The following is a 22,995-nucleotide window of genomic DNA, read 5'->3' as shown; positions in this document are numbered from 1 at the left end:
CACGTAATGCACAGGGCGAAGAGCCCGCTGCGCACGGCCGGCACCGGCCGTGACGCACAGTGAAGGGCAAGGTCTGGGCCTGGCTACGACTGACCGGTGGGGTGACCATCCTCGGGCTGCTGGCCTGGCGGCTCGGCACCAACGCGTTCCTGGACGGGATGCGGGTGATCGATGCGCGGGTGCTGCTGCTGGCGGTCGGGATCGGGCTGTTGACCACGGTCTGCAGCGCTTGGCGATGGTGCCTGGTCGCCCGGGGGATGGGGCTGGCGCTGCCGCTGACCGGGGCGGTCGCCGACTACTACCGGGCGATTTTCCTCAACGCCGCGCTGCCCGGTGGGGTGCTGGGTGACGTGCACCGCGCGGTCCGGCACGGCCGGGAGGTGGCCGACGTCGGCCGGGGGGTACGCGCGGTGGTGCTGGAGCGGACCGCCGGTCAGCTGGTGCTGTTCGCGGTCGCCGCGGGTGTGCTGCTGACGCTGCCGGTGCCGGCACCCGCGCGGCTGGTCACCGCGGCTCAGGTGACGGTGGCCATCGTCGCGGCGGCCGCGCTGGTGGTGGTGCTGTTCGTGGCGGTACGCCGCCGTCGGCCACGGGTCCGTCGAACGGCCGCCGCCGGGTCCGGCGGGTCCTGGTGGACCCGCGCGGTCGGGCGGACCGTGGCCGACCTGCGCAGCGGTCTGCTGGCCCGACGGACCTGGCCCGGGGTGGCGTTGCTGTCGGTCGCCGCGCTGGCCGGGCACCTCGCCACGTTCCTGGTCGCGGCCCGCGCCGCCGGGTCGACGGCTCCGCTGCACCAGCTGGCACCGTTGATGGTGCTGGCGCTGTTGGCGATGGCGGTGCCGTTGAACGTCGGCGGCTGGGGGCCCAGGGAAGGGGTGACCGCGTGGGCGTTCGGTGCCGCCGGGCTCGGCGCGGGACTCGGGTTGACCGTCGCGGTGGTGTACGGCCTGCTGGCGTTGACGGCGAGCCTGCCGGGTGCCGGGGTGCTGGCGGTCCGCTGGTTGCGTCGGCTGCCGGCGGTCCGGCAACGGCCGCCACTGCGGCTACGGCTGCGGCTGCGACTGCGACCACGTCCGGCGACGTGACGACCCGCCGGGCCGGTCGGCTACTCCTCGCCGAACCGGGACGACAGGGCGTAGCGCAGCAGGGCCACGTCGCCGATCTGGCGGACCTCGACCAGCGTCGCCCGCCGGTCGGCGTGCCACGGGAAGCTGCCGTCGCCGACGAACCGGGGTGCCCGGGAGTCGCCGACGAAGATCGGGGCGACCACCAGGTGCAGTTCGTCGGCCAGGCCGGCGGTGAGGAACTGGGTGTGCACCCGTCCGCCGCCTTCGACCATCAACCGGCCGACGCCCCGGACATGCAGGTCACCGACGACCCGTCGCAGATCGACCGGGTCACCGCAGTCGACGACGGTGGCGAGCCCGGCGAGCCGGCCGCGGGCGCTGTCCAGGCTCGCCGTGGCGCAGTACACGACCTTGTCGACGTCGCCGACGGTGAAGAACCGCGCCTGCGGGTCGAGGTCGGCGCTGCCGGTGACGGTGACCTTCATCGGGGTGGGTGGGTGGCCGGCGGCCACCCGCCGACGCCGACGGTCCGCCGACCGGACCAGCAACCGAGGGTCGTCGCGGCGCACCGTGCCGGCCCCGACCAGGATCGCGTCGCAGTCGGCCCGTACCTCGTCGACCCGGTCGAAGTCGGCGTCGTTGGACAGCAGCAGGCGCCGCCCGCTCGCGGTGTCCAGATATCCGTCGATCGACATGCCGCAGCTGAGCAGGACGTAGGGTCGCTCAACCACTGATGGCACCTCCTCGACGACCGAAAGATAGCCTGCATGCGAGGCCGGCACACATTCTCCCGTACGGCTCACGTGTCGGTGCCGGCCGGACCGGTGCCGACGCTCTGCGCAGCACATCACCGATAGGACGTACGATGCTTGAACCGCCGCCCCACGCTCCGGTCAACGGTAAGCTCGCCGCCACCAACGGGCCGGGTCCCGCGCCGACGGCGACGGTCCGCCGGCAGGTGACGGTGCCGCTGCGGTTCGCCGACGGCTACACCGCCAGCGCCCGGGTCTTCACCTTCGACGGTCTGACCGACCGACGCGAGCACGTGGCGCTGGGCCTGGGCGACTGGGACCGGGCGTTGGACCGGGCCGCCGACGGCGGCGACCCGCCACTGGTACGCCCGCACAGCGAGTGCCTGACCGGCGACGTGTTCGGCAGTCAGCGGTGTGACTGCGGCCCGCAACTGCGTGAGGCGGTGGAGCGGATCGCCGCCCACGGCGGCTTCCTGCTCTATCTGCGGCAGGAAGGGCGGGGCATCGGGCTGTACGCCAAGCTCGACGCCTACGCGCTGCAGGACGCCGGGCTGGACACGTTCGAGGCGAACGTGGCACTGGGCCGAGGCGAGGACGAACGCGACTACACGGTCGCGGCGCAGATGCTGCTCGCGCTCGGCGTGCACCGGGTGGCCCTGCTCAGCAACAACCCGGACAAGGCTGCGCAGCTCACCCGGCTCGGGGTCACGGTGACCGAGCAGGTCCCCACCGGTGTGCACGTCTCCGCCGCGAACGTCCGCTACCTGGCCGCCAAGGCGAACCACGCCGCGCACACCATCGACCTGTCGGTGACCGACTGACGGAGCCGGCGACACTCGTGGACGGTCAGTACAGGTAGGGCCAGCCGGCCGCGTCGTAGCCGATCCGGTTGATGCCGAGCAGCGCGGCACCGTTGTTGGCGTAGTAGTGGTAGAGGAGGTAGTCGCCGTCGGCGTCGGCGAGCACCGCCTGATGACCGGGTCCGTTGACGCCGCCGTGGCCGGCCAGGATCTGGGTGCCGCCGCCTGCGGTGAGCAGGTTGCCGGACCGGTCGGTGAACGGACCGGTGACGCTGGTCGACCGGCCGACCATCACCCGGTACGTGCTGGCCGCACCCTGACAGCACCGGTCGAAGGAGACGTACAGGTAGTAGTGGCCGCCCCGGTTGACCAGCGTCGGTGCCTCGATCGCGCCGCCGCCGCGGCCGGCGAGGCTGTGCATCGCCGAACCGGACCGCCGGCCAGTGTCGGGGTCGAGGGCGATCATCTTGATGCCGGACCAGAACGATCCGAAGCTCAGCCACCAGCGGCCCTGGTCGTCGACGATCAGGTTCGGGTCGATGGCGTTGAAGGTGTCCGAGCTCTGTGACTCGACGATCAACCCCTGGTTGGTCCAGCTGCCGGAGGCGCCGGTGGAGCTGGTGGCCAGGAAGATGGCGGACCGGTTCGACCCGAACGTCGACGCCGAGTAGTACAGGTAGTACCGGTTGTCGTGGAACGACAGGTCCGGGGCCCACAGGTTGCGGCTACCACCGGTGTACGGGGTGGTCCACGGCGCACCGCCGGGGAAGACCGACCCGGCGTTGCGGAAGCTGACCCGGTCGGTGGACGTCTTCAACGCCACGTCGTTGCCGGTGTGCGCCATCAGGTAGCCGCCGGTCGGCCGGCGGATCATGCTCGGGTCGTGCACCCCGGTGTCCCCGGTGACCCGCATCGGGTCCGGGTAGGAGCCGGGCGGAATGCCGGGGGTGGGGGTAGGTGTGCCGGGGGCGTCGACCCGGACCAGCTGCCACTGCTGGTTGGTGCCGCTCCAGTCGGTCCACTGGCTGATCCGGGCGCCGTCGGCGGTCGAGCGTTCCCACACGTCGAGCGCCTTGTCACTGTTGCGGTTGATCAGCCGTACGTGGCCGGCGTCGGAGTCGGCGAGCCGCCACTGCTGGCTGGCCCGGTCGACGTCGCTCCACTGGACGACGTCCGCGCCGTCGGCCGTCGACGAGTCGCGCACGTCGAGGACCTTGCCGCTGTGCCGGGACCGGAGCCGGTAGTGGCCGTTGCCGGCGTCGACGAACCGCCACTGCTGCCAGGCTCCGTCGTTGCGCGACCACTGCACGATCCCGGCACCGTCACCGGTGGCCCGCTCGTACACGTCGAGGGCCTTGCCGCTGTGCCGGGCGACGAGCACGTACCAGGCGGTGGTGTCGACGGTGGCGGCGGAGGCGCCGGGCGGCGCGGCGGCGATCGCGCCGCCGGCCAGGAGTACGCCGACGGTCAGCCCGAGAGCGATGAGCGAGGCTCGCCTGCGCCGGGAAGGGGTGTGCCGTGACCGGGACCGGGCTGCGGTCGACACCGGACAAGCCGGGGGTGCGGGGAACGTGGACATGGCAGCTTCCTTTCATCTGGCCGTCGCGATGTCGGCCCTGACCGAGCGCCGGCCGGGCGGACTCCCCCGCCGCGGCCGGCGCATCCGGACGCTCAACCGGCTGGCTCAGGCAGCCGGCTCAGCTGGTCTGACACGCGGTCCCGTCGAGTCGGAAGTCGGTCGGGCCGGGGTTGCTGCCGCTGTAGGTGGCCTGGAAGCCGAAGCTGACCGTACCGTTGGTCGGCAGGTTGGCGTTCCAGGCGGCGTTGCGCGCGGTCACCGCCTGACCGGACTGGCTGATCTGGCTGTTCCACCCGTTGGTGATCTGCTGGTTGCCGGCGAAGGTCCAGGTCAGCGTCCAGCCGTTCAGCGGCGCGCCGCGGTTGGTGATCCGTACGTCTGCGGTGAACCCGCTCCCCCACTGGTTGACCTGATAGGAGACCTGACAGTTGCCGCTCGGCGGCGGGGTGGTCGGCGGGGCCGTGGTCGGCGGCGGTGGCGTGGTCGGGGGTGCGGTCGTCACGGGTGGGGTGGTCGGCGGGGCGGTGGTGGGTGGCGGGGTCACGGCGTCGCTGGGCGGGAAGCGCAGGATCCGGTCGTCGTCGGCGGCCGGCAGTCCGCGACCGTCCCGGTTGCTGGTGGTCACCCACAGCCAGCCGTCCGGGCCGTACTCCACGGTACGTAGCCGACCGTAGCTGCCGAGCAGTTCGGCTCTCGGGGTGCCGACGCCGCCGGACCCGTCGAGCGGCACGTTCCACAGCCGGTTGCCGCGCAGCGTGGCGACGTACAGCCGGTTGCCGACGATCGCGGCGCCGCTCGGCGAGGCCTCGGCAGGAGTCCAGACCAGCAGTGGGTCGCGGAACCGGGGATCGTTGGCCCGGCCCTCGACGATCGGCCAGCCGTAGTTTCCACCGGCGACGATCAGGTTGATCTCGTCCCAGGCGTTCTGCCCGAACTCGGTGGCGTAGAGCCGGTCCTGGGCGTCCCAGGCCAGCCCCTGGACGTGCCGGTGGCCGAGGCTGTAGACGAGCGACCCCGGGAAGGGGTTGTCGGCCGGAGCGCCGCCGTCCGGGCGCATCCGCAGGATCTTGCCGTTGCGGCTCTGCTGGTTCTGCGCGAGCGAGGTCTGCCCGGCGTCGCCGACACCGGCGTAGAGCATGCCGTCGGGGCCGAACGCGATCCGGCCGCCGTTGTGGATGGATGCCCGGGCCAGCCCGGTGAGGATCGGCTGCCGGTTCTGCGGTGCGGTGAGCCGGAACCGGACGATCCGGTTGTCGGTCGCGGTGGTGTAGTAGACGTAGACGTAGTCGTCCTGCGCGAAGGTCGGCGAGACCGCGAGCCCGAGCAGACCACCCTCACTGACCGGGGTCGCGTCGGGGATCGTAACCACCGGCTGTGGCTGCTGCCCGGGCCGCACCCGGACCACCTGACCGGTGCCGCGCTGGGCCACCAGCGCGCTGCCGTCGGGCAGGAAGTCCATCCCCCACGGCACCTGGAGTCCGGTCGCGGCCACCGCGGGGCGGGAGAAGTCGAAGTCACCGAGGGCGGTCGTGCCGATCGGGTCGGCTGCCCGGTCATCGGCGGCCGGAACGGCCCCGGCCGCCGCGGCGACGCCGACGCCTGTCGCGACAAGGCCGGCGGCGAGTACGGCCCCCAGCACGGTTCTGAGCTTCATGGGCACACACCTCTCAAACTGAGCGATGCATGTCAATGTATCAATCTGATTGCCCGCGTCGGGCGAACTGGTCACGCAGGACCGACTTGGCGAACTTCCCCGTCGCCGTCTTGGGAATGGCCGGCAACTGCCAAACCTGATCGGGAATCCACCAGGAGGCGACCCGTCCGGCCAGATGCGACCGCAGATCGGCCACGTCGACACGGGCCCCACCGGTGGTCACCACGCAGGCCAGCGGGCGTTCGCCCCACCGGTCGTCCGGTACACCGATCACCGCCGCCTCGACCACCCCGGGGTACGCCATGATCTCGTTCTCCAGCAGCACCGACGAGATCCACTCGCCGCCGGACTTCACCAGGTCCTTGGTCCGGTCGACGATCCGGACGTAGCCGTACCGGTCGATCGTCGCGACGTCGCCGGTACGCAACCAGCCGTCGTCGGTGAACGCGTCGGTGCCCGCCCCGGCACCGAAATACCCGGACGCGACGGTGGGCCCGGCCACCTGCAGCTCGCCGGGGGTCGTCGCGTCGTGCCCGACCCGCTCACCCGCCTCGTCGACCAGCCGCAGTTCGGTCAACGGCACCGGCGGTCCCGGCGTACCGAGCAGCGCCACCTCCGCGTCGGGGTCGAGCCCGTCGTGCACGGTCGCGATCCGCGAGCAGGCGACCAGCGGGCTGGTCTCGGTCATCCCCCAGGAACTGGTGATCGGCACGCCGGTGCGCTCGTACCAGGACCGGGCGAGGGTGTCCGGGACCGGGCTTCCGCCGGACACCACCATCCGCAGGGCGGCGAGCTCCGCCCGGTCGACCAGCGGCAGCAGCGCACGCCAGATCGCCGGTACGCCCGCGGCGAAGGTCACCCGGTGCCGGGCCAGCTGGCCGGCGAGGGCCTGCGGGCTCATCGCCGGGCCGGGCAGCACCAGGTCGGAGCCGGCGAGCATCGCGGCGTACGGCAGTCCCCAGGCGTTGACGTGGAACATCGGCACGATGGGCAGCACGACGTCCCGCTCGCTGATGGCGAAGTTGTCCACGCCGAGCAGCAGCAGCGCGTGCAGGACGATCGACCGGTGGCTGTACAGCACCCCTTTGGGACGCCCGGTGGTACCCGAGGTGTAGCACAGGCTCGCCGCGTCACTTTCGTCGACGGCGGCCGTCGGCACGCCGTCCACGCGCCGGTCGATCAACGTCTCGTAGTCCAGGATCCGGGGATCGTCGGGCAGCGGCGCCGGGCCGCCGTCGTCCATCACCACGACGTGGCGCACGGTCCGGAGCCGGTCCATCAGCGGCCAGACCACCGGGATCAGGGACCGGTCCACGAACAGGACGTCGTCGGCGGCGTCGGTGACGATGTACGCCAGCTCGTCGGCGAACAGGCGGTGGTTCAGGGTGTGCAGGACCCGGCCACTGCCCGGTACGGCCAGGTACAGCTCGACGTGCCGTTGCGAGTTCCAGCCGAAGGTCCCGACCCGGGCGTGGCGGGGCACCTGGATCTCGTCCAGGGCGGCCGCCAGCCGCCGGGACCGGTCGACCACGTCGCGCCAGGTGGCCGTGACCTCGCCGTCGACGGTGCCGGTGACGACCCGCTTGTGGGCGAACAACTGCTCGACCCGGCGCGACAGCGACGAGATGTCCAGCGGTCGGTCCTGCATCAGAGCGCGCATCGGGACCTCCAGCACTATCCGCGACCGCCGTCGGCACCATCGAGGGCCGGGACGGTCTGCGTACGGGGTGGATTCGGGCCGCCGGGGGCGACCAGTTTCAGCGCGAGGTCGGCGTAGAAGTCGCCGAGCTGCTCGGGTGAGTCGGAGCCTTCGAGCCGGTACCACCGGACCAGGTCGATGCTCAGCGACAGCATCGCGCGGGTGACCCGTTTGACGTCGACCTGAGCGAACGATCCGTCGGTGACGCCGCGGGCGACGGCGTCGCGGAAGAACTCGTTGGTCTGGTGCCGCAGTTCGAGCACCTCGGCGTAGTGCTCGGCGGTGAGCCCGGCGAGCTCGTACTGGCTGACCCGGGCTGCCACATGGTAGCGGGCGTGCCACGCGGTGTAGCGCGCGACGATCGCGCGCAGCCGCTCGGCGGAGGGTTCCACGGCGAGCACACCCGGTTCCTGGATGTACGCGAGCACCCGCTCGTGCCCGGTCCGGATGATCTCGAACAGGACCAGCTCCTTCGACGGGAAATGAACGTAGAGGGCGGCCGGGCTGAGCCCGACGCCCTCGCTGATGTCCCGCGTGGTGGTCGCGTGAAACCCGTTCGACGCGAAGCAGCGCACCGCCGACGTCAACAGTCGACGGGGCACCTCGCCGAGCCCGCCGCTCCACAGCTGCGGGGAGTCGTCCTGCAACCGGGGATCATCCGCCAGGTCCTGGGCGGTGAACCGGGCCTGCCGTTTCGCCATGCGTGACCGTCGCCTCCTTCGTGCCCGGTCGGGCCGCACCGCTGTGGTCGGCGTCCGGCAGCGGTACGGACGCCGAGGTCACAGGTCCGGTCTTACCAGGTGTGAGCCTTGACACCAGCCACTCTACTCGGTGACTATGCGCTTAGTAACCTGCTGGACCGAATCAGAAATCCACCGGATACCTCCGAGAAACGCCTTTCGCCAGTTCCTTCGCCCCCCGCATCCCGAAGGAGAACGCATGTTCCGCACCAGAACCCCGCGTACCAGAACATCCCGCGCGAACACCCTGCGTACCAGAACACTGCGCACCGGCCTCGCCGCCAGCGCTCTCGGCTCGGCTCTGCTGGTCGCCGCCTGCGGCGGCGAAGCCGGTACGTCGTCCGGCACCGACGGGTCGGCACCGCTCGCCGGCAAGACGGTCGCGCTGCTCGGCTACGGCGACAGCAACCCCTGGGGCGCCTACTTCAACGACGTCTTCGCCGACGAGCTGGCGTCCACCGGCGTCGAGATCACCGACATGACGACGATGGACCCGGGCACCCAGGTCCAGAAGTTCAACCAGGCCGTCGCCCAGCAACCGGACCTCATCGTGGTGTCGATTCTCGACACCCAGGCGATGGTGGTGCCGATCCAGAAGGCCAAGTCCGCCGGTGTGCCGGTGCTCGCCTTCGACGGACCACCCGATCCTGCGGTGGCCGACGACGTGCTGTCGGTGCTGTCGGACAACGAGAAACTCGGCGAGTACGCCGCGGAGAACATCATCGAGGGGCTCCAGGCCCAGGGACGCGACTCCGGCAAGATCATCGTGCTGACCGGCACCAAGTCCATGCTCGTCACCCAGCACCGGATGCGCGGCTTCAACCGGGTCCTGGCCAACGCCCCGCAGTACGAGGTCATCGACGAGCAGGACGCCAACTGGGACCCCCAGCTCTCCGGCACGATCGCCCAGCAACTGCTGGCCAAGTACGGCCGTGACGGCGTACAGGCCGCCTACGGCATGGCGGACTACATGGCCCTGCCGATCATCCAGGCCGCCAAGCAGGCCGGCATCCCGGTCGGCGGCGAGGACGGGCTGATCGTCACCGGCAGCAACTGCTTCCGGGCCGGCATCGAGTCCATCCGGGCCGGCGAGCTCTACGGTACGGCCACCGAGGATCCGGGCACCATCGCCGTGCAGACCGCCGACTACGTGGTGCGGTACCTGACCGGCCAGAACCCGCCGCAGAGCGAGATCGTCCAGGAGGAACGCATCACCGCCGAGAACGTGGACGAGTTCGCCGAGCAGTGCAGTCACGTATGAGCGGGTCGTCCACCGACCGGGCCCTCGGCGGCAGCCGGCTGCGTGTCGAGGGCCTGGCCCGGTCCTTCAACGGCGTACCCGCGGTCCGGGACGTCTCCTTCGTCCTCGGGCCCGGCGAGATCCTCGGCCTGTGCGGCCACAACGGTGCCGGCAAGAGCACCGTGGTGAAGATGATCTCCGGACAGCTGGCGCCGGACAACGGTCGGATCGTCGTCGACGACACACCGGTCGAGCTGCGCAGCAGGCAGGCCGCGCAACGGCTGGGTGTGGCCCTGGTCGACCAGGAGCTGAGCGTCGTTCCCGCGTTGACCGTGCTGGAGAACGTCCAGCTGGGCGACATCGGCACGCCGTTCGTCAACCGGCGGCGGTCGGCGGTGAACCGCTGCCGGCGGATCCTCGACGACATGGGCCTGGCGCACATCGAGCCGGACCAGTTGCTCTCCTCGCTGAGCATCGGCGAACGGCAGCTGATCGAGATCGCCCGGGCGCTGAGCCAGAACGCCCGGCTGGTGATCCTCGACGAGCCGACGGCCACCCTGAGCGACGCGGAGAGCGCGCCGGTGTTCGCGGCGATCCGGCGCGTCGCGGCCTCGGGCTGCGCGGTGGTCTTCGTCTCCCACCGGTTGTCGGAGGTGCTCCAACTCTGCGACACGGTCACCGTCCTGCGCGGTGGCGACACCGTCGCCACCACCCCGGCGGCGGAGCTGACCGTCGACGAGTTGATCGTACAGATGCTCGGCGAGGCACCGCGCCGGCTCGCCACCACCCGGGCGCCCGACGACGATCCCGGGCACGCGCTGCGGATCGACCGGCTGAGGGTGCCGGGCCGGGTGGTGGACTTCACGCTCACCGCCCGGGCGGGGCGGGTCTACGCCCTGGCCGGCCAGCTCGGCAGCGGCGCCTCGGACGTACTGCGCGCCGTCGCCGGGCTGCACCCGGCGGCGACCGGGGTGGTCGAGCTGCACGGCCGGCCCGTCCCCATCCGGGATCCGGTCGGATCGGCCCGCCACGGTGTCGCGTTCGCGTCCAACGACCGCAAGTCGGAGGGCCTGTTCCTGGACAAGTCGATCACCTGGAACCTCGTCGCGACCCGCCTGCCGAGCCTGGGGCGCGGCGGCGTCCTGCGGCCGGGACGGGAGCGCCGCGCCGCTCGTTCCCTGGCGCAACGTTCGGGTCTGCCACCGGACCGGCTGGCGGAGCGGGCGGTCGCGTTCAGCGGGGGAAACCAGCAAAAGGTCTTCGTCGGCCGGTGCCTGGCCCGCGACGACGGGTACGCGCTGCTGCTCGACGAACCCACCCGGGGAGTGGACATCGGCGGCCGCGCGGCGATCCACCGGCTGCTGCGCCAGGCCGCCGAGTCCGGCCTCGTGGTGATCTTCGCGTCGACCGAGATCGAAGAGCTGCTCGAACTGGGCGACGTGATCGTGACGATGCGCGACGGTCGGATCGTGAACCGCTACGACGGCGACGTCGACGGGACAGTGCTGGTCCGGGACATGACCCATGGGGCGGAGGACGAGACATGACGGATGCCGACACCGCCACCGCCACCGCTACCACCGACACCGGCGGCAGCGGCACCGCCGGCGGCCGGACCGGTGCCGCGACGCGTCCGACGCGACCGGGGCCACTGACCGGGCTGCTCGCCGTCGCGGTGCCGTTGCTCGTCGTCGTCGCCGTGACGACCGACCGGTTCCTGACGGTCGACAACGCCCGGGCCATTGTCGCCTCGGCTGCTTTCGTCGGCATCACGGCCATCGGGGCGACGCTGGTGATGATCGCCGGATCGGCGGTTTCGCTGGCCACCTCGCAGACCGCGACCGTGGTGGCGATGGTCTTCCTGGCCACTCAACGACTCGGGCTGGCCACCGCGGTGCTGATCGCGATCGCCTGCGGCGTGGCGCTGAGCGCCGCCCAGGGCGCCGCCGTCGGCTTCGGGCAGGCCAACCCGATCGTGCTGACCATCGCCGCCGGGTTCGCCATCGGCGGCGCGGCGACCTGGTTCAGCGGCGGCACTCCGGTGTATCCCGCGAACCGCGCGTTCGAACTACTCAACGCCACCCCGCTGGGCCTGCCGCTCGCCGTGTACGTGCTGCTGGTGGTGACGGTGCTCGCCCAGTGGACGCTGCGCCGCACCACAGCCGGCCGGCAGATGTACCTGATCGGGGAGAACCGGGCCGCCGCCCACGCGGCCGGCCTACCGGTCGGCCGGGTGATCGTGATCGCCTGGGCCTTCTTCGGTGCCTGCACCGGCCTGACCGGGATGTTCCTGGCGTCGTTCAACACCTCGGCCACGGTGAACCTCGGCGGCACCCTCACGCTGGACGCCATCGCGGCCGTGCTCGTCGGCGGCACCGCGATCGCCGGCGGCCGCGGCTCGGCGTTGCACACCCTCGGCGGCGCGGTGCTGATCTCCGTCATCTCCGACGTGCTGCTGCTACGTGGCTACTCCACCGGCGTACAGACCCTCGTGAAGGGAGCCCTCGTGCTCGCCGTCGTCGTCATCGTGCATCTGCGCAGCACCCGGGGGGCACGATGATCCGCCGCCAATTGTCCCGGCCGGACCGGCTACTGCCGGCGGTCTCGCTGCTGGTCGCGCTGTCCGCCTTCGCCTGCGCGCCGCTGCTAGCGGCCGGCCGTTGCGGCTGTTCGACGGGTACAACGCCCTGCAGGGCTTCGCGCAGCTGGGCCTGCTGGCGCTGGCGATCGGGATCACCATGATCGTCGGCGAGTTCGACCTGTCGGTGGTCGGGACGTACGCCCTCGGCGGGATGGTCGCCGTCGGCGCGGGAGTCGCCTCCCCCGCCCTCGGTGCGCTGGCCGCCGTGGCGGTCGGCGCGGCCGTCGGCGCGGTGCAGGGCGGGCTCATCGCCTGGTTACGCGTACCGTCCATGCCGGTCACCCTGGCCACCTACATCGCGCTGCTCGGGCTCACCCACGTACTGTCCGGCGGGCTGAGCCGGACGTACCCCAACAGCGCGGCGACGCTGTGGGTCGACCAGACCATCGCCGGGGTCTTCTCGCCGCGCAGCCTGCTGACGCTGGCCGCGTTCGTGGTCGCCGCCGTCGTGCTCGGCTGCACCCGGCTCGGCCGTGAGCTACGGGCGATCGGCGGTGACCGGCGGGCCAGCCGGGTCGCCGGGGTCCGCGTCGACCGGCGGATCGTCGCGACCTTCACCGTCTCCGGCATGCTCGCGGCGCTCGGCGGTGCCCTGCTCGGCTACAGCTTCGCCTCGGCGAACCCGGACCCGGGGCTGCAGCCGCTGATCCTGGCCGCGGTCGCCGCGCTGCTCGGCGGGGTGTCCCTGGCCGGCGGACGCGGGACCCCGCTCGGGCTGCTGGCCGGTGCGCTGTCGATCGCGGTGCTGGCCCAGATCGTGGCGACCACGGCGCTGCCGGACTTCTCCACCCAGCTGCTCTACGCGACGCTGCTCGCCGTCATCGTCGCCGTCGAAAGCCCCGGCCTGCACCGGGCGGTGGCCCGGGCCCGGGCCCGCCGGGCGGACGCGACCACCAACCACCCCGTTCGACCCGAGGAGCTCTCATGCCCGAAGCCGTGATCGTCGCGGCGGCCCGCTCGCCGATCGGCCGTGCTCGCAAGGGCTCACTGGCCGGGATGCGCCCGGACGACCTGACCGCGCAGCTGGTGCGCGCCGCGCTCGGCCAGGTACCGGCGCTCGACCCCGTCGAGATCGACGACCTGCTGCTCGGGTGTGGGCTGCCCGGCGGCGAGCAGGGCGACAACATGGGCCGGGTGGTGTCGGTGCTGCTGGGGCTGGACGACGTCCCCGGTACTACCGTCACCCGGTACTGCGCCTCGTCGGTGCAAACCACCCGGATGGCGCTGCACGCGATCCGGGCAGGCGAGGGCGACGTGTTCGTCTCGGCCGGGGTGGAGACGGTGTCCCGCCACGACCGGGGCACCTCCGACTCGTGGCCGGACACGCACAACCCGGCCTTCGCTCCGGCCGAGGAGCGGACCCGGACCACCGCCGAAGCCGGTGCCATCTCGTGGACCGACCCGCGCGAGCAGGGTCTGCTCCCGGACGTCTACATCGCGATGGGGCAGACGGCCGAGAACCTGGCCCGGGCCAGGGGCATCGGCCGCGAGGAGATGGACCGGTTCGCCGTCCGCTCGCAGAACCTCGCCGAACAGGCGATCGGCAGCGGCTTCTACGCCCGGGAGATCACGCCCGTGACGCTGCCGGACGGTTCGGTGGTACGGGCCGACGACGGCCCCCGCCCCGGCGTCACCTACGAGGCCGTGGCCGAGCTACGGCCCGCGTTCCGGCCCAACGGTCTGGTGACGGCCGGCAACTGCTGCCCGTTGAACGACGGTGCCGCGGCACTGGTCGTCATGTCCGACCGCCGGGCCCGCGACCTGGGGATCACCCCGTTGGCCCGGATCGTCGCCACCGGCGTCACCGGCCTGTCCCCGGAGATCATGGGTCTCGGGCCGGTCGGCGCGTCGCAGCAGGCGCTGCGCCGGGCCGGCATGACGATCGACGACGTCGACCTGGTCGAGATCAACGAGGCGTTCGCGGCGCAGGTGATCCCGTCGGCCCGGGACCTGGGCATCGACCCGTTCGGCGACAAGTTGAACGTCCACGGCGGGGCCATCGCGATCGGGCATCCGTACGGCATGACGGGGGCCCGAATCACCACGACGCTGCTCAACGGGCTGCGCGCCACGGACTCCGCCATCGGGCTGGAGACGATGTGCGTCGGCGGTGGCCAAGGCATGGCGATGATCCTGGAGAGGCTGTCCTGATGTCCAACCTCACGTTCGACTTCACCGGCCGGACGGTCCTGGTCACCGGGGCGGCACGCGGAGTAGGGCGGGCCATCGGCGAGCACTTCCACCAGGCTGGGGCGGCGGTCTACCTGGTCGACCTCGACGCGGCGACGGTGACCGACGCCGCCAAGGAGATCGGCGCGACCGGGCTGGCCGCCGACGTCGCCGATACCGGTCAGGTCACCGAGGTGGTGCACCGGGTCGTCGCGGAAACCGGACGGATCGACGTCCTGGTCAACAACGCCGGGATCCTCCGGGACGGGATGCTGTGGAAACTCGACGACGACGACTACGAGTCGGTGATGGCCGTGCACGCCGGCGGGACGTTCCGGATGACCCGGGCGGCGGTCCCCCACTTTCGGAGACAGGGGGCGGGACGGGTCGTCAACGTCACCTCCTACACCGGGCTGCACGGCAATCCCGGCCAGTCGAACTACGCCATGGCCAAGGCGGGGATCATCGGCTTCACGAAGACCGCAGCGAAGGAGCTCGCCCGGTTCGGGGTGACGGTCAACGCGATCTCACCGAACGCGCAGACCCGGATGATCTCCGCGATTCCCCCGGAGAAGCTGGCCCAGCTCACCGCGACGATCCCGATGGGCCGGTTCGCCGACGCCACCGAGATGGCCGCCGCGACCGCGTTCCTCGCCTCCGACGAGGCGTCCTACATCACCGGCGTCGTGTTGCCCGTCGACGGCGGACTGTCGCTCTAGCAACCATAGAAACGGAGAGGACGGACATGGCAGCGAAGTTCAGCACCGTAGCCGACGGGTTCCACTTCCTGGAGGCACCGCGGTGGCGCGACGGACGGCTCTGGTTCGTCGACTTCTACGGACACCAGGTCCTGTCGATGACCGAGGACGGCTCGGACCTGCGGCAGGAGGCGCAGGTGCCGCACCAGCCCTCCGGGCTCGGCTGGCTGCCCGACGGCCGGCTGCTGGTCGTCTCGATGCGCGACCGCAAGGTGCTGCGTCGGGAGCCGGACGGGACGCTGTCCGTGCACGCCGATCTGAGCCGGTACGCCACCGGGCACGCCAACGACATGGCGGTGGACGACCGTGGAAGGGCCTACGTGGGCAACTTCGGCTTCGACCTGATGGCCGGCGAGCCGCTGAGACCGACCGCACTGCACCGGGTGGATCCCGATGGCACCGTCACCCAGGTGGCGGACGACCTGTGGTTCCCCAATGGAAGCGTACTCACCGACGACGGCGTCCTGCTGGTGGTGGAGACGTTCGGCAACCGGGTCACCGCCTTCACCGTGAGCGACGACGGGGCACTCACCGACCGGCGGGTGTGGGCCGAGTTCGGGCCGCTGCCGACCGACCGCCAGGTCGAAGCGGCACTCACCCAACTGCGCGTCGCCGGCGACGGCGCCTGCCTGGACGCGGCTGGTGGGCTGTGGATCGCCGACGCCACCGGCGACCGGCTGGTCCGGGTGGTCGAGGGCGGGACGATCACCGACGAGCTCACCCCGGGCTCGGCCGTCTACGCCTGCGCCCTCGGCGGCGCCGACCGTCGGACGCTGTTCGCCTGCGCCGCACCCGACTTCCACCAGGAGGCCCGCGCGGCCGCCCGGCAGGCGCGCATGCTCGCTGCCCGGGTCACCGTCCCGGGCCGCTGAGCAGGTCGACGGGTGGTGGTGGCCCATCTCCGTCACCTGTTGACATTCCGGCGAACTCCGGCCGACACTTCAACCAATGATTGATGGTTATCGATCAAATCGGCGGGTTCCCGACGCCGGTGCCGATCGAGCGGGAGAAGAGGTCGATCGATGAGCGAGACACCCGGTGCCAGCTTGACGAGCAGCCGGATCAGGCTGCTGGCCAGCGCCGCCTGCGCCGCACTGCTGGCGGTCACCGCGACCGGGCCGGCCGGCGCCGCCCACGCCGACGAAGCCCGTTCCCGCCCAGTGGTCACCACCAACCAGACCGGCAGCCACGACGGCTACTTCTACGCCTACTGGAAGGACATGGGCGACAGCACCATGGTCCTGGGCCCGCAGGGCCAGTACGGTGCCCGGTGGACCGGCATCAACAACTGGTTCGGCGGCAAGGGCTGGGCTACCGGTGGCCGACGGACCTTCAACTACTGCGGCACCTTCCACCCGGGCGGCAACTCCTATCTGGCGCTGTACGGGTACACGACCAACCCGCTCACCGAGTACTACGTGGTGGAGAACTGGGGCACCTACCGGCCGAGCGGTACGCCGATGGGCACCGTCGTCAGCGAGGGCGGCACCTACGACATCTACCGGGTCCAGCTCGGCGTCGGCAGCACGCCGTACTACCGGTACTACAGTGTCCGTCAGCAGAAGCGCTCCAGCGGGACCATCGACACCGGCGACCACTTCGACGCGTGGGCCCGCGCCGGCATGCACCTCGGCACCACCATGGGCTACATGATCATGGCAACCGAGGGTTACCAGAGCAGCGGGTGGTCCCACGTCACGGTGGACAGTGTTCCGACTGGACGGTGTGCTCCGGCGCCTCAGGTGCCGCGGTGACGCCGCCCGACCTCCCCTACCGGCGTTCGTAGGAGATGATCCCGTCCGGCGAGAACCCCCGTCAGCGTGGCCGGGACGCCAGGTCACGCCGGTCGGCCCCGGTGTGGCGGAGACGGTTCACGTCCACCCTCACTCGAACACCACGTTCACGTTCAGCAGATTCTCGGCACCACGGATGCCCTGGTAGAGGGAGACACACGGGCTCGTCCCGCTGCTACGAACGGACGGGTTGCCGTACGCCACGCGGCTTGGGCGCCTACTCCCGGGGCGGACGGGCGACACGTGGCACCCGCTCAGCTCACCGACAGGGTGACGAGCTGTCCCCGATGGTCGCTCATTCCCCGGCTCGGCGCCATCCGGTAGTCGTGGACCCGGACCGGACCGGCGGTGAACGCCCAGTCCAACCGCCACAGCGGGGTACTCCCGTCCGGCCAGGAGACCGGGTGGATCTCCCGGCTGGCGGGGAGCGCGTCCCGCAGCCGGCAGCCGAGGGCCCGCAACTCGCCCATCGCCGACGTCGCGTTGAAGTCGCCGGCCAGGAGCACCGGTGCCGGGTTGCCGGCGAGGTCGGCCGCCACCGCCCGGTGATGGGCCTGCCGACGGATCTCCTGCGCCCGCATGAAGGCGGTGAACTCGCGCTGTCGCGGATCCATCGAGACGTCCAGCTGCACCGGGATGTGCACGTTGTACGCCGACAGCACAGACCCGCCCACCAGCAGGTCGGTCCGCAGGATCTTGTGCCGGTAGTAGTCGGCGAAGTCGGAGCCGGGTGGCGGACCGCCCAGCCGTCGGTCGGTCAGGTACGGCGTGGCGTCCAGCGCGTGTTCGCGCACCACCGGGTACCGGGACATCGTCAGCAGCTCGCCAACCGCGACGATCTCGTAGTCGGGGAACCGTTCGCGCAGCTCGGCCCGGTGGTCGACGCGGACCGGCCGGTGCCCGGCGAGATCCCAGCCGACGTGCTCGCTGAGCAGGTAGACGTCGGCCCGCTGGTCGGCCAGGTAGGCGTAGAACCGCTCCGGGTCGTCGCCGTCGTGCCAGTACTCGGTGTTCCAGGCGAACACCCGAACCGCATCGGCGGTGACCGGCACGTCGGCGCCCCCGCGCCCGCCCGGCAGGGCGTACATGTTCAGCCCGGCCAGGTCGGTGCCGAGCGCCAGGCAGCCGACGAGCACCAGGGCGAGCCGGGCACGGACCGGTCGGGCGAGCAGGACCAGCGGCACCAGCAGCAGCGGCACCGCGACGAACGACAGCGGCGGCATCAACTCGAACGGACGCCACCACCACTGCGTTCCGGTGAGCCACAGGAACACCGCGAGGAACAGGCTCCACCCGGCGACGGTGGCGAACACCAGCCGGGTACGCAGCGGCCAGCGGGGCTGCCGGCGCCCGGCGGCTCCACGGGTGCCGGCACCGGGCACGTCGGCGGCCGGGATGTGGCCCGGCGCGCCGGCGTCGGCGGCCGGGTCGGCGGCGGTGATGCTGGTGAGCAGGTGGCTCATGCCGGTGCCCCGGTCGCCGTCGGGGCGGCCGGCGCGGTGGTGGACGGCCACTGTGCGTCGTACAGCCGCCGGAACCGGCCGGAGATCAGCCACTGCAGCGCGCCGACCGCGATGCCGCTGGAGATGGCCACGTTGGTCGCGAACGCGACGGCGGTGAAGACCGTCAGGAAGCCCGGGCCGCGTCGGCGCAGCACGTAGCGGTACATCGCGGCGTCACCGGCGACCATCAGCGCGCCAAGCGCGCCGACGGCCGGCAACGCCCACGGGGTCAGCAGCGTCAGCGGCAGGACGGCCAGGACGCCGAGCGCGGCGATGGCACTGAGCGATCGCGAGGCACTCTCGAAACCCTTGGCGAACCGTCGGCGCCGGGCGAACAGCGGCACCCGCAGCCGCGCCCGCCGGAACAGCTTGCGCATCAGCGGCAACAACTTGTCGTCGTCGTCGTGCCAGCCACGGACCGCTTCGGTGACCCGGATCCGGTAACGGGCGGACATCCGTTGTCCGTAGTCGACCTCCTCGGTCTGGCGCAGCCTGGGGTTGAACGGACCGACCTCGTCGAAGACCCGCCGGGGAATCGCGGCCAGCGACGAGAACAGGAAACTGACCTCGCCGAGCGAGGCCATCCGCCAGCAGTACGCCTGGAGCACCCGGCACTGCTCCACCACACTGTCGCAGATCAGCGGATCGTCCTCGTAGATGCCGCAGACCGCACCGTACTCGGGATGTGCGCGCAGTTCGGCGACCGCCGTCCCGATCGCGTCCGGGCGCAGCGCGACGTCCGAGTCGACGAAGAAAAGGATCTCGCCCCGGGCAGCGGCGGCGCCCATGTTACGGGCCACCGCGACGCCGCTGTTGCGCGCAGTCTGCAGCACCGTGACGGCACGGCGTCGGGCGATCGCCAACGAATCGTCGGTGCTGTGGTCGTCAACCACGATGATCTCAGTTGGACGGTACGTCTGGTTCAGCGCCGCGTCGATGCACCGGCCGAGGGAGTTGCCGTAGTTGTAGTTCGGGATGATGACGGAGACGAGCGGGTCGGACATCTGCTGATCCTTTTCTCTCTGGGGCGGAAGCCCGGCCACGGTCAACGCAGCCGGGCGGTGAGATCGAGCGGCACGGCGTAGTGCGCGGCAAGCAGCGTGCCGGCCAGCAGCACGCCCCACAGCAGGGCGTTGACGAACATGACCCGGTCGCGGAGCAGAATCCGGGTCGGTTCCCCACCGTCCCCGTTGACCACCAGGACCTGCAGGTAGCGGGCGACAGCGAAGAACGCGAACGGCACCGAACCGAGCAGGGCCAGGTCGGTGTACGGGTCGGCCACCGTCTCCTGCAGGGAGAACAGAAAGGCGACCACGGCCAGCACCGCACAGAAGACGATGAGGTAGTCCAGGTACTGAACCGAGTACCCGCGCAGCGATGGCCGGTGGTCGCTGCCGGCGACGGTCACCTCGTGCCGCCGCTTGCCGAGAATGAACAGCAGGCACAGGGCGAAGACCGCCACCAGCAGCCACCGGCCGACCGGTGTGCCGACGGCCAGCTGGCCCTGGACGACCCGCAGCACGAAGCCGACCGCGACCACGCACACGTCGACCAGCGGCAGGTGCTTCAGGCCACGGCTGTAGGCCAGGTTGAGTACCAGGTAGCCGGCGATCGGCCACCAGACGACGGCCGGCCCGAGCAGCACCGCGGCGGCCAGCAGCACCGCCAGGGCAAGACCGACGGCGTACGCGACCGGGACGCTGATCCGACCGGCGGCGATCGGCCGGTGGCGCTTGGCGGGGTGGGCCCGGTCCCGGCGCCGGTCGTAGACGTCGTTGCCCACGTACACCAGGGACGAGGCGAGGGTGAACAACACGACCGCCCAGCCGATCCGGGCCAGCGGGCCCGGCCCCAACTCAGGTGCGTCGATCAGAGCGAGCGGTACCACCAGCAGGTTCTTCGCCCACTGGTGCGGACGGATCAGGGTGATCAGGTCGGTCAGCAGGCCGGGCCGGGTGGCCCCGGGGGGCGGTGGGGTCGGGCCGGGCCCGGCGGTCGGGCCGGTGCCGACGGGCTGGTCGATGGCGATGGTCACGACGAGCTCCGGTGGGTGTGGGAGGCGCGGGGTGAGCTACCGACGGTTCAGAAGACGGCCTTGGCCAGGCTCAGGACGCCCTGTTTCCACGGATCACGGCTGGTGCGACCGGCGGACGTGCCGGCGGCGGGCGCGGCGGAGCGGGTGGCCCGCCACCAGTGGTACGTACGCAGGATCGCGTCGCGGTTGGAGTACCGCGGCTGCCAGCCGAGGACCTCACCGGCCTTGTCGATGCTGACGTACGAGTCGTTGCACAACTTGTGGACGAGCCGCCCGTACACCGGCGACAGCCGCAGCCGTTCGAGCAGTCGTAGGACGGCGACGGCCGGGCGGGCCGGGATCGGCACCACCCGCCCGCCGTGCCCGGCCGCGTCGAGCACCGCCTGGAAGTCGTCCCGCAGCGTGCCGAACTCGGCCGCGCCCAGGTTGAACGTGTCGTTGGCGCGGTCGGCGGGGGCGTGCAGCACGGCGGTGACCGCGTCGACCAGATCCTCCACGGCGAACATCTGGATCCGCACGTCGCCTCGGCCGAGCACCGGAAAGTTCCGGCCCTCCTCGGCCCATTCGAACAGCATCGCGAACAGGCCCATCCGGCCGGGACCGAGGAAGGTCTTCGGTCGCAGCATCGGTACGCACATCCCGCTGGCCCGTGCACGCTCACCGACCTCTTCGGCGGCGGCCTTGGCCCGGCTGTACGGGTCGACCGGACTGCGTGGGTGGTCCTCGGTGGTGGGCACCTGCGCGGGTAGCCCGTACACGGCGGTGGTGGAGATGTGCACGACCCGGTCGGCACCGACCGCTCGGGCGGCGTCGAGCACGTTGCGGGTGCCGTCCACGATGATCGACCGGATCTCCGGTTCCGGGTAGCTGGGCAGCGCCGCGGCGGTGTGCACCACCACGTCCGTACCGCGTAGCGCCGCGCGGACCCGGGCTGCGTCCCGGACGTCGGCGGTCAGGTAGTCGACGCCGGGCACCGGTTCGGCCGGTGGCCGCAGGTCGACGCTGCGTACCTGCCAGCCGTCGCCGGCCAGGGACCGCACCAGGTTGCCGCCGAGCATGCCGCTGCCGCCGGTCACGGTCACCGTCCCGGCTGCGGCCCCGCTCACCACAGCGACGACACCTTCTCGGCCACGAAGCGGGCCAGCAGCCGGGTCATGCCGAGTGAGAGAGTCCGGTCCAGGCAGTCGAGGAAGTGCTCGACCTCAGCTGGTTCGACGACCAGCGGTGGCCCCACCACCAGCGGGTTTCTGCCGTTGAGCGTGTAGTAGCTGTAGATGTCGTGGTCGCGGTAGAGGGCGTTGATCACCGCGCAGGTGACCAGCTTGGTGCCGAACTGCGGGTCCTTGGCGAGCCTGCCCGGTGCGACCTTGGCGACCAGATCGAGCGAGCGGGCGCTGTTGAGGAAGACGCCCCAGAGCGCCCCGGCACCCCGTACCTCGGTCACCACGTCGGGGTGTTCCTTGGCGATCCGGTCCAGTCCCGGCGCGAGCACCCGCTCGATGGCCCGCGCCCGGGCCGGGAAGTCCTCGTCGACCGCCACGTTGATCGCCTCGATCGCGGTCGCGGTCTCCTCGCCGAAGCCGTAGTAGGTGGTGCTGGTGCTCTGCAGCAACGCGTCGTTGAGGCTGCCGTACGCCTTGGTGAAGATCGGCCGGCGGGCCACGTACGCCGAGATCGACGACTTGCCCCCGCCGAAGGACTTCGAGGTGGTCACCACGTCGGGGACCAGCCCGGGGTAGCGCATGAAGTGGAACATGGTCCCGGTCTTGCCCCAGCCGGTGTAGATCTCGTCGAAGATCAACACGATGTCCTCACGGGTGCACAGCTCACGCAGGCCGCGCAGGAACTCCTCCGAGCACCACCGCATCGTCGAGGCGCTGAACGGTTCGATGAGGATGGCGTACACGTCGCTGCGGCCCTTGCGGTCGCGGCTGGCCTGCACCGCAGCCCGCACGGCGGCCAGGTCGTCGTAGTCGAACGACACCACCCCGGGGATGCCGGGGAAGGTGAAGTGGTTCTGGGTGCTGCCGGTGAGGCTGCCGGAGCCGAGCAGCTTGCCGTGAAAGCTGATGTCGCTGCGCAGGATCGTGTTGCGCCGCCCGCCGTGGTACTTGTACGCCAGCTTCACCGCGCCCTCGACGGCCTCCGCGCCGGAGTTCGGCAGGAACGACATGTCGAGGTCGCCGGGCAGGATCGCGGCCAGGTTGTGCGACAACGCGGCGAGGTACGGAGAGAAGTAGGTCTTGTGCACCTCCATCCGCTGCCGCTCGGCGAACCGGCGTCGGGCAGCCAGGATGCGCGGATGGTTGTGGCCGTGGTTGAGCACCCCGACGCCGCCGGTGAAGTCGAGAATCCGCCGGCCGTCGCGGGTGTGGATGTAGGCGCCTTCGGCCCGGTCGGCGAGTTCCCGGCCGAACCCGAACGAGGTCATCAGACTGACCTGGCCCTTGTTCACATGTCGGCGGTACAGATCGTGCACCTGCTCGACGCTGAGCTGTTCGGCGTCGTCGATGGAGAACAGTGGTGGCATCTCGCTGGGCCCTTTCTCTTGCGATCGCGGCGAGCA

At 71.3% G+C, this 22,995-nt stretch carries 20 protein-coding genes; 10 read left to right on the top strand and 10 right to left on the bottom strand.

Annotation, left to right across the window (positions count from 1 at the left end; all coding sequences use genetic code 11):
- Window positions 1–59: 59 nt before the first annotated feature.
- Window positions 60–1,085, top strand: coding sequence for a lysylphosphatidylglycerol synthase transmembrane domain-containing protein (locus EDC02_RS04215; RefSeq protein ID WP_123600815.1), 1,026 nt, complete (start codon window positions 60–62; stop codon window positions 1,083–1,085).
- A gap of 20 nt (window positions 1,086–1,105) precedes the next feature.
- Here EDC02_RS04215 and EDC02_RS04210 read toward each other — a convergent pair whose 3' ends face one another.
- Window positions 1,106–1,798, bottom strand: coding sequence for a dihydrofolate reductase family protein (locus EDC02_RS04210; protein ID WP_123600814.1), 693 nt, complete (start codon window positions 1,796–1,798; stop codon window positions 1,106–1,108).
- A 134-nt stretch (window positions 1,799–1,932) separates the two neighbouring features.
- On the opposite strand from EDC02_RS04210, the gene ribA reads away from it, so the two are divergent.
- The gene (ribA, locus tag EDC02_RS04205) at window positions 1,933–2,640 is read left to right on the top strand and encodes a GTP cyclohydrolase II (protein ID WP_123600813.1); all 708 of its coding nucleotides are present in this window, start codon (window positions 1,933–1,935) and stop codon (window positions 2,638–2,640) included.
- Window positions 2,641–2,665: 25 nt separating this feature from the next.
- Here the strand turns inward: ribA and EDC02_RS04200 are convergent, their stop codons facing one another.
- From EDC02_RS04200 to EDC02_RS04185, 4 genes are all read right to left on the bottom strand, one after another.
- On the bottom strand, window positions 2,666–4,198 hold the full coding sequence (locus EDC02_RS04200; protein WP_123600812.1) for a family 43 glycosylhydrolase: 1,533 nt from the start codon (window positions 4,196–4,198) through the stop codon (window positions 2,666–2,668).
- A 118-nt stretch (window positions 4,199–4,316) separates the two neighbouring features.
- A complete protein-coding gene (locus EDC02_RS04195; protein WP_123600811.1) occupies window positions 4,317–5,852 on the bottom strand; it encodes a PQQ-dependent sugar dehydrogenase in 1,536 nt (511 codons plus the stop codon).
- Between the two features lie 40 nt (window positions 5,853–5,892).
- The gene (locus EDC02_RS04190) at window positions 5,893–7,512 is read right to left on the bottom strand and encodes a long-chain fatty acid--CoA ligase (RefSeq protein WP_123604483.1); all 1,620 of its coding nucleotides are present in this window, start codon (window positions 7,510–7,512) and stop codon (window positions 5,893–5,895) included.
- A 14-nt stretch (window positions 7,513–7,526) separates the two neighbouring features.
- On the bottom strand, window positions 7,527–8,252 hold the full coding sequence (locus EDC02_RS04185) for a TetR/AcrR family transcriptional regulator (RefSeq protein ID WP_123600810.1): 726 nt from the start codon (window positions 8,250–8,252) through the stop codon (window positions 7,527–7,529).
- A gap of 238 nt (window positions 8,253–8,490) precedes the next feature.
- Between EDC02_RS04185 and EDC02_RS04180 the strand changes: the two genes are divergently transcribed.
- From EDC02_RS04180 to EDC02_RS04145, 8 genes are all read left to right on the top strand, one after another.
- Window positions 8,491–9,552 carry a sugar ABC transporter substrate-binding protein gene (locus tag EDC02_RS04180; RefSeq protein ID WP_158632047.1) on the top strand — a complete coding sequence of 354 codons (1,062 nt, stop codon included), beginning with the start codon at window positions 8,491–8,493 and terminating at the stop codon, window positions 9,550–9,552.
- Complete coding sequence (locus EDC02_RS04175; protein WP_123600808.1) at window positions 9,549–11,078, top strand: sugar ABC transporter ATP-binding protein; 1,530 nt, start codon at window positions 9,549–9,551, stop codon at window positions 11,076–11,078. Before EDC02_RS04180 ends, EDC02_RS04175 begins: the two co-directional genes overlap by 4 nt.
- Entirely contained in the window at window positions 11,075–12,091 is a 1,017-nt protein-coding gene (locus tag EDC02_RS04170) for an ABC transporter permease (RefSeq protein WP_123600807.1), read from the top strand. Before EDC02_RS04175 ends, EDC02_RS04170 begins: the two co-directional genes overlap by 4 nt.
- Window positions 12,092–12,191: 100 nt before the next feature.
- Window positions 12,192–13,112 carry an ABC transporter permease gene (locus tag EDC02_RS04165; protein WP_158632046.1) on the top strand — a complete coding sequence of 307 codons (921 nt, stop codon included), beginning with the start codon at window positions 12,192–12,194 and terminating at the stop codon, window positions 13,110–13,112.
- Window positions 13,097–14,323, top strand: a complete 1,227-nt coding sequence (locus tag EDC02_RS04160; RefSeq protein WP_123600805.1) for an acetyl-CoA C-acetyltransferase — start codon at window positions 13,097–13,099, stop codon at window positions 14,321–14,323. Before EDC02_RS04165 ends, EDC02_RS04160 begins: the two co-directional genes overlap by 16 nt.
- The gene (locus EDC02_RS04155) at window positions 14,323–15,060 is read left to right on the top strand and encodes an SDR family oxidoreductase (protein ID WP_123600804.1); all 738 of its coding nucleotides are present in this window, start codon (window positions 14,323–14,325) and stop codon (window positions 15,058–15,060) included. Before EDC02_RS04160 ends, EDC02_RS04155 begins: the two co-directional genes overlap by 1 nt.
- Window positions 15,061–15,086: 26 nt before the next feature.
- A complete protein-coding gene (locus EDC02_RS04150) occupies window positions 15,087–15,971 on the top strand; it encodes an SMP-30/gluconolactonase/LRE family protein (RefSeq protein WP_123600803.1) in 885 nt (294 codons plus the stop codon).
- 150 nt (window positions 15,972–16,121) lie between these two features.
- On the top strand, window positions 16,122–16,853 hold the full coding sequence (locus EDC02_RS04145; protein ID WP_123600802.1) for a glycoside hydrolase family 11 protein: 732 nt from the start codon (window positions 16,122–16,124) through the stop codon (window positions 16,851–16,853).
- Window positions 16,854–17,146: 293 nt separating this feature from the next.
- Here the strand turns inward: EDC02_RS04145 and EDC02_RS04140 are convergent, their stop codons facing one another.
- The 5 genes from EDC02_RS04140 to EDC02_RS04120 are packed head-to-tail and all read right to left on the bottom strand — an operon-like array spanning window position 17,147 to window position 22,860.
- Window positions 17,147–18,406 carry an endonuclease/exonuclease/phosphatase family protein gene (locus tag EDC02_RS04140; RefSeq protein WP_123600801.1) on the bottom strand — a complete coding sequence of 420 codons (1,260 nt, stop codon included), beginning with the start codon at window positions 18,404–18,406 and terminating at the stop codon, window positions 17,147–17,149.
- Entirely contained in the window at window positions 18,352–19,398 is a 1,047-nt protein-coding gene (locus EDC02_RS04135) for a glycosyltransferase family 2 protein (protein ID WP_123600800.1), read from the bottom strand. Before EDC02_RS04135 ends, EDC02_RS04140 begins: the two co-directional genes overlap by 55 nt.
- A gap of 41 nt (window positions 19,399–19,439) precedes the next feature.
- Entirely contained in the window at window positions 19,440–20,429 is a 990-nt protein-coding gene (locus EDC02_RS04130; protein WP_123600799.1) for a decaprenyl-phosphate phosphoribosyltransferase, read from the bottom strand.
- 47 nt (window positions 20,430–20,476) lie between these two features.
- Window positions 20,477–21,535: an NAD(P)-dependent oxidoreductase gene (locus EDC02_RS04125; RefSeq protein WP_123604482.1), complete on the bottom strand. Its 1,059-nt coding sequence runs from the start codon at window positions 21,533–21,535 to the stop codon at window positions 20,477–20,479.
- Window positions 21,532–22,860, bottom strand: a complete 1,329-nt coding sequence (locus tag EDC02_RS04120) for an aspartate aminotransferase family protein (RefSeq protein WP_233606338.1) — start codon at window positions 22,858–22,860, stop codon at window positions 21,532–21,534. The genes EDC02_RS04125 and EDC02_RS04120 overlap by 4 nt, the downstream gene beginning before the upstream one ends.
- Between the last annotated feature and the right edge of the window lie 135 nt (window positions 22,861–22,995).

The organism is Micromonospora sp. Llam0 (genome assembly GCF_003751085.1).
In the GTDB taxonomy this organism is placed as follows: domain Bacteria; phylum Actinomycetota; class Actinomycetes; order Mycobacteriales; family Micromonosporaceae; genus Micromonospora_E.
This window is presented reverse-complemented; position numbering and strand designations above follow the sequence as displayed.

Bases quoted from the DNA above. Each gene is read 5' to 3' on its own strand.
- ribA (WP_123600813.1), top strand. From the start codon at position 1,933: ATGCTTGAACCGCCGCCCCACGCTCCGGTCAACGGTAAGCTCGCCGCC.
- EDC02_RS04200 (WP_123600812.1), bottom strand. From the start codon at position 4,198: ATGTCCACGTTCCCCGCACCCCCGGCTTGTCCGGTGTCGACCGCAGCC.
- EDC02_RS04195 (WP_123600811.1), bottom strand. From the start codon at position 5,852: ATGAAGCTCAGAACCGTGCTGGGGGCCGTACTCGCCGCCGGCCTTGTC.
- EDC02_RS04190 (WP_123604483.1), bottom strand. From the start codon at position 7,512: ATGCGCGCTCTGATGCAGGACCGACCGCTGGACATCTCGTCGCTGTCG.
- EDC02_RS04185 (WP_123600810.1), bottom strand. From the start codon at position 8,252: ATGGCGAAACGGCAGGCCCGGTTCACCGCCCAGGACCTGGCGGATGAT.
- EDC02_RS04180 (WP_158632047.1), top strand. From the start codon at position 8,491: ATGTTCCGCACCAGAACCCCGCGTACCAGAACATCCCGCGCGAACACC.
- EDC02_RS04175 (WP_123600808.1), top strand. From the start codon at position 9,549: ATGAGCGGGTCGTCCACCGACCGGGCCCTCGGCGGCAGCCGGCTGCGT.
- EDC02_RS04170 (WP_123600807.1), top strand. From the start codon at position 11,075: ATGACGGATGCCGACACCGCCACCGCCACCGCTACCACCGACACCGGC.
- EDC02_RS04160 (WP_123600805.1), top strand. From the start codon at position 13,097: ATGCCCGAAGCCGTGATCGTCGCGGCGGCCCGCTCGCCGATCGGCCGT.
- EDC02_RS04155 (WP_123600804.1), top strand. From the start codon at position 14,323: ATGTCCAACCTCACGTTCGACTTCACCGGCCGGACGGTCCTGGTCACC.
- EDC02_RS04150 (WP_123600803.1), top strand. From the start codon at position 15,087: ATGGCAGCGAAGTTCAGCACCGTAGCCGACGGGTTCCACTTCCTGGAG.
- EDC02_RS04145 (WP_123600802.1), top strand. From the start codon at position 16,122: ATGAGCGAGACACCCGGTGCCAGCTTGACGAGCAGCCGGATCAGGCTG.
- EDC02_RS04135 (WP_123600800.1), bottom strand. From the start codon at position 19,398: ATGTCCGACCCGCTCGTCTCCGTCATCATCCCGAACTACAACTACGGC.
- EDC02_RS04120 (WP_233606338.1), bottom strand. From the start codon at position 22,860: ATGACCTCGTTCGGGTTCGGCCGGGAACTCGCCGACCGGGCCGAAGGC.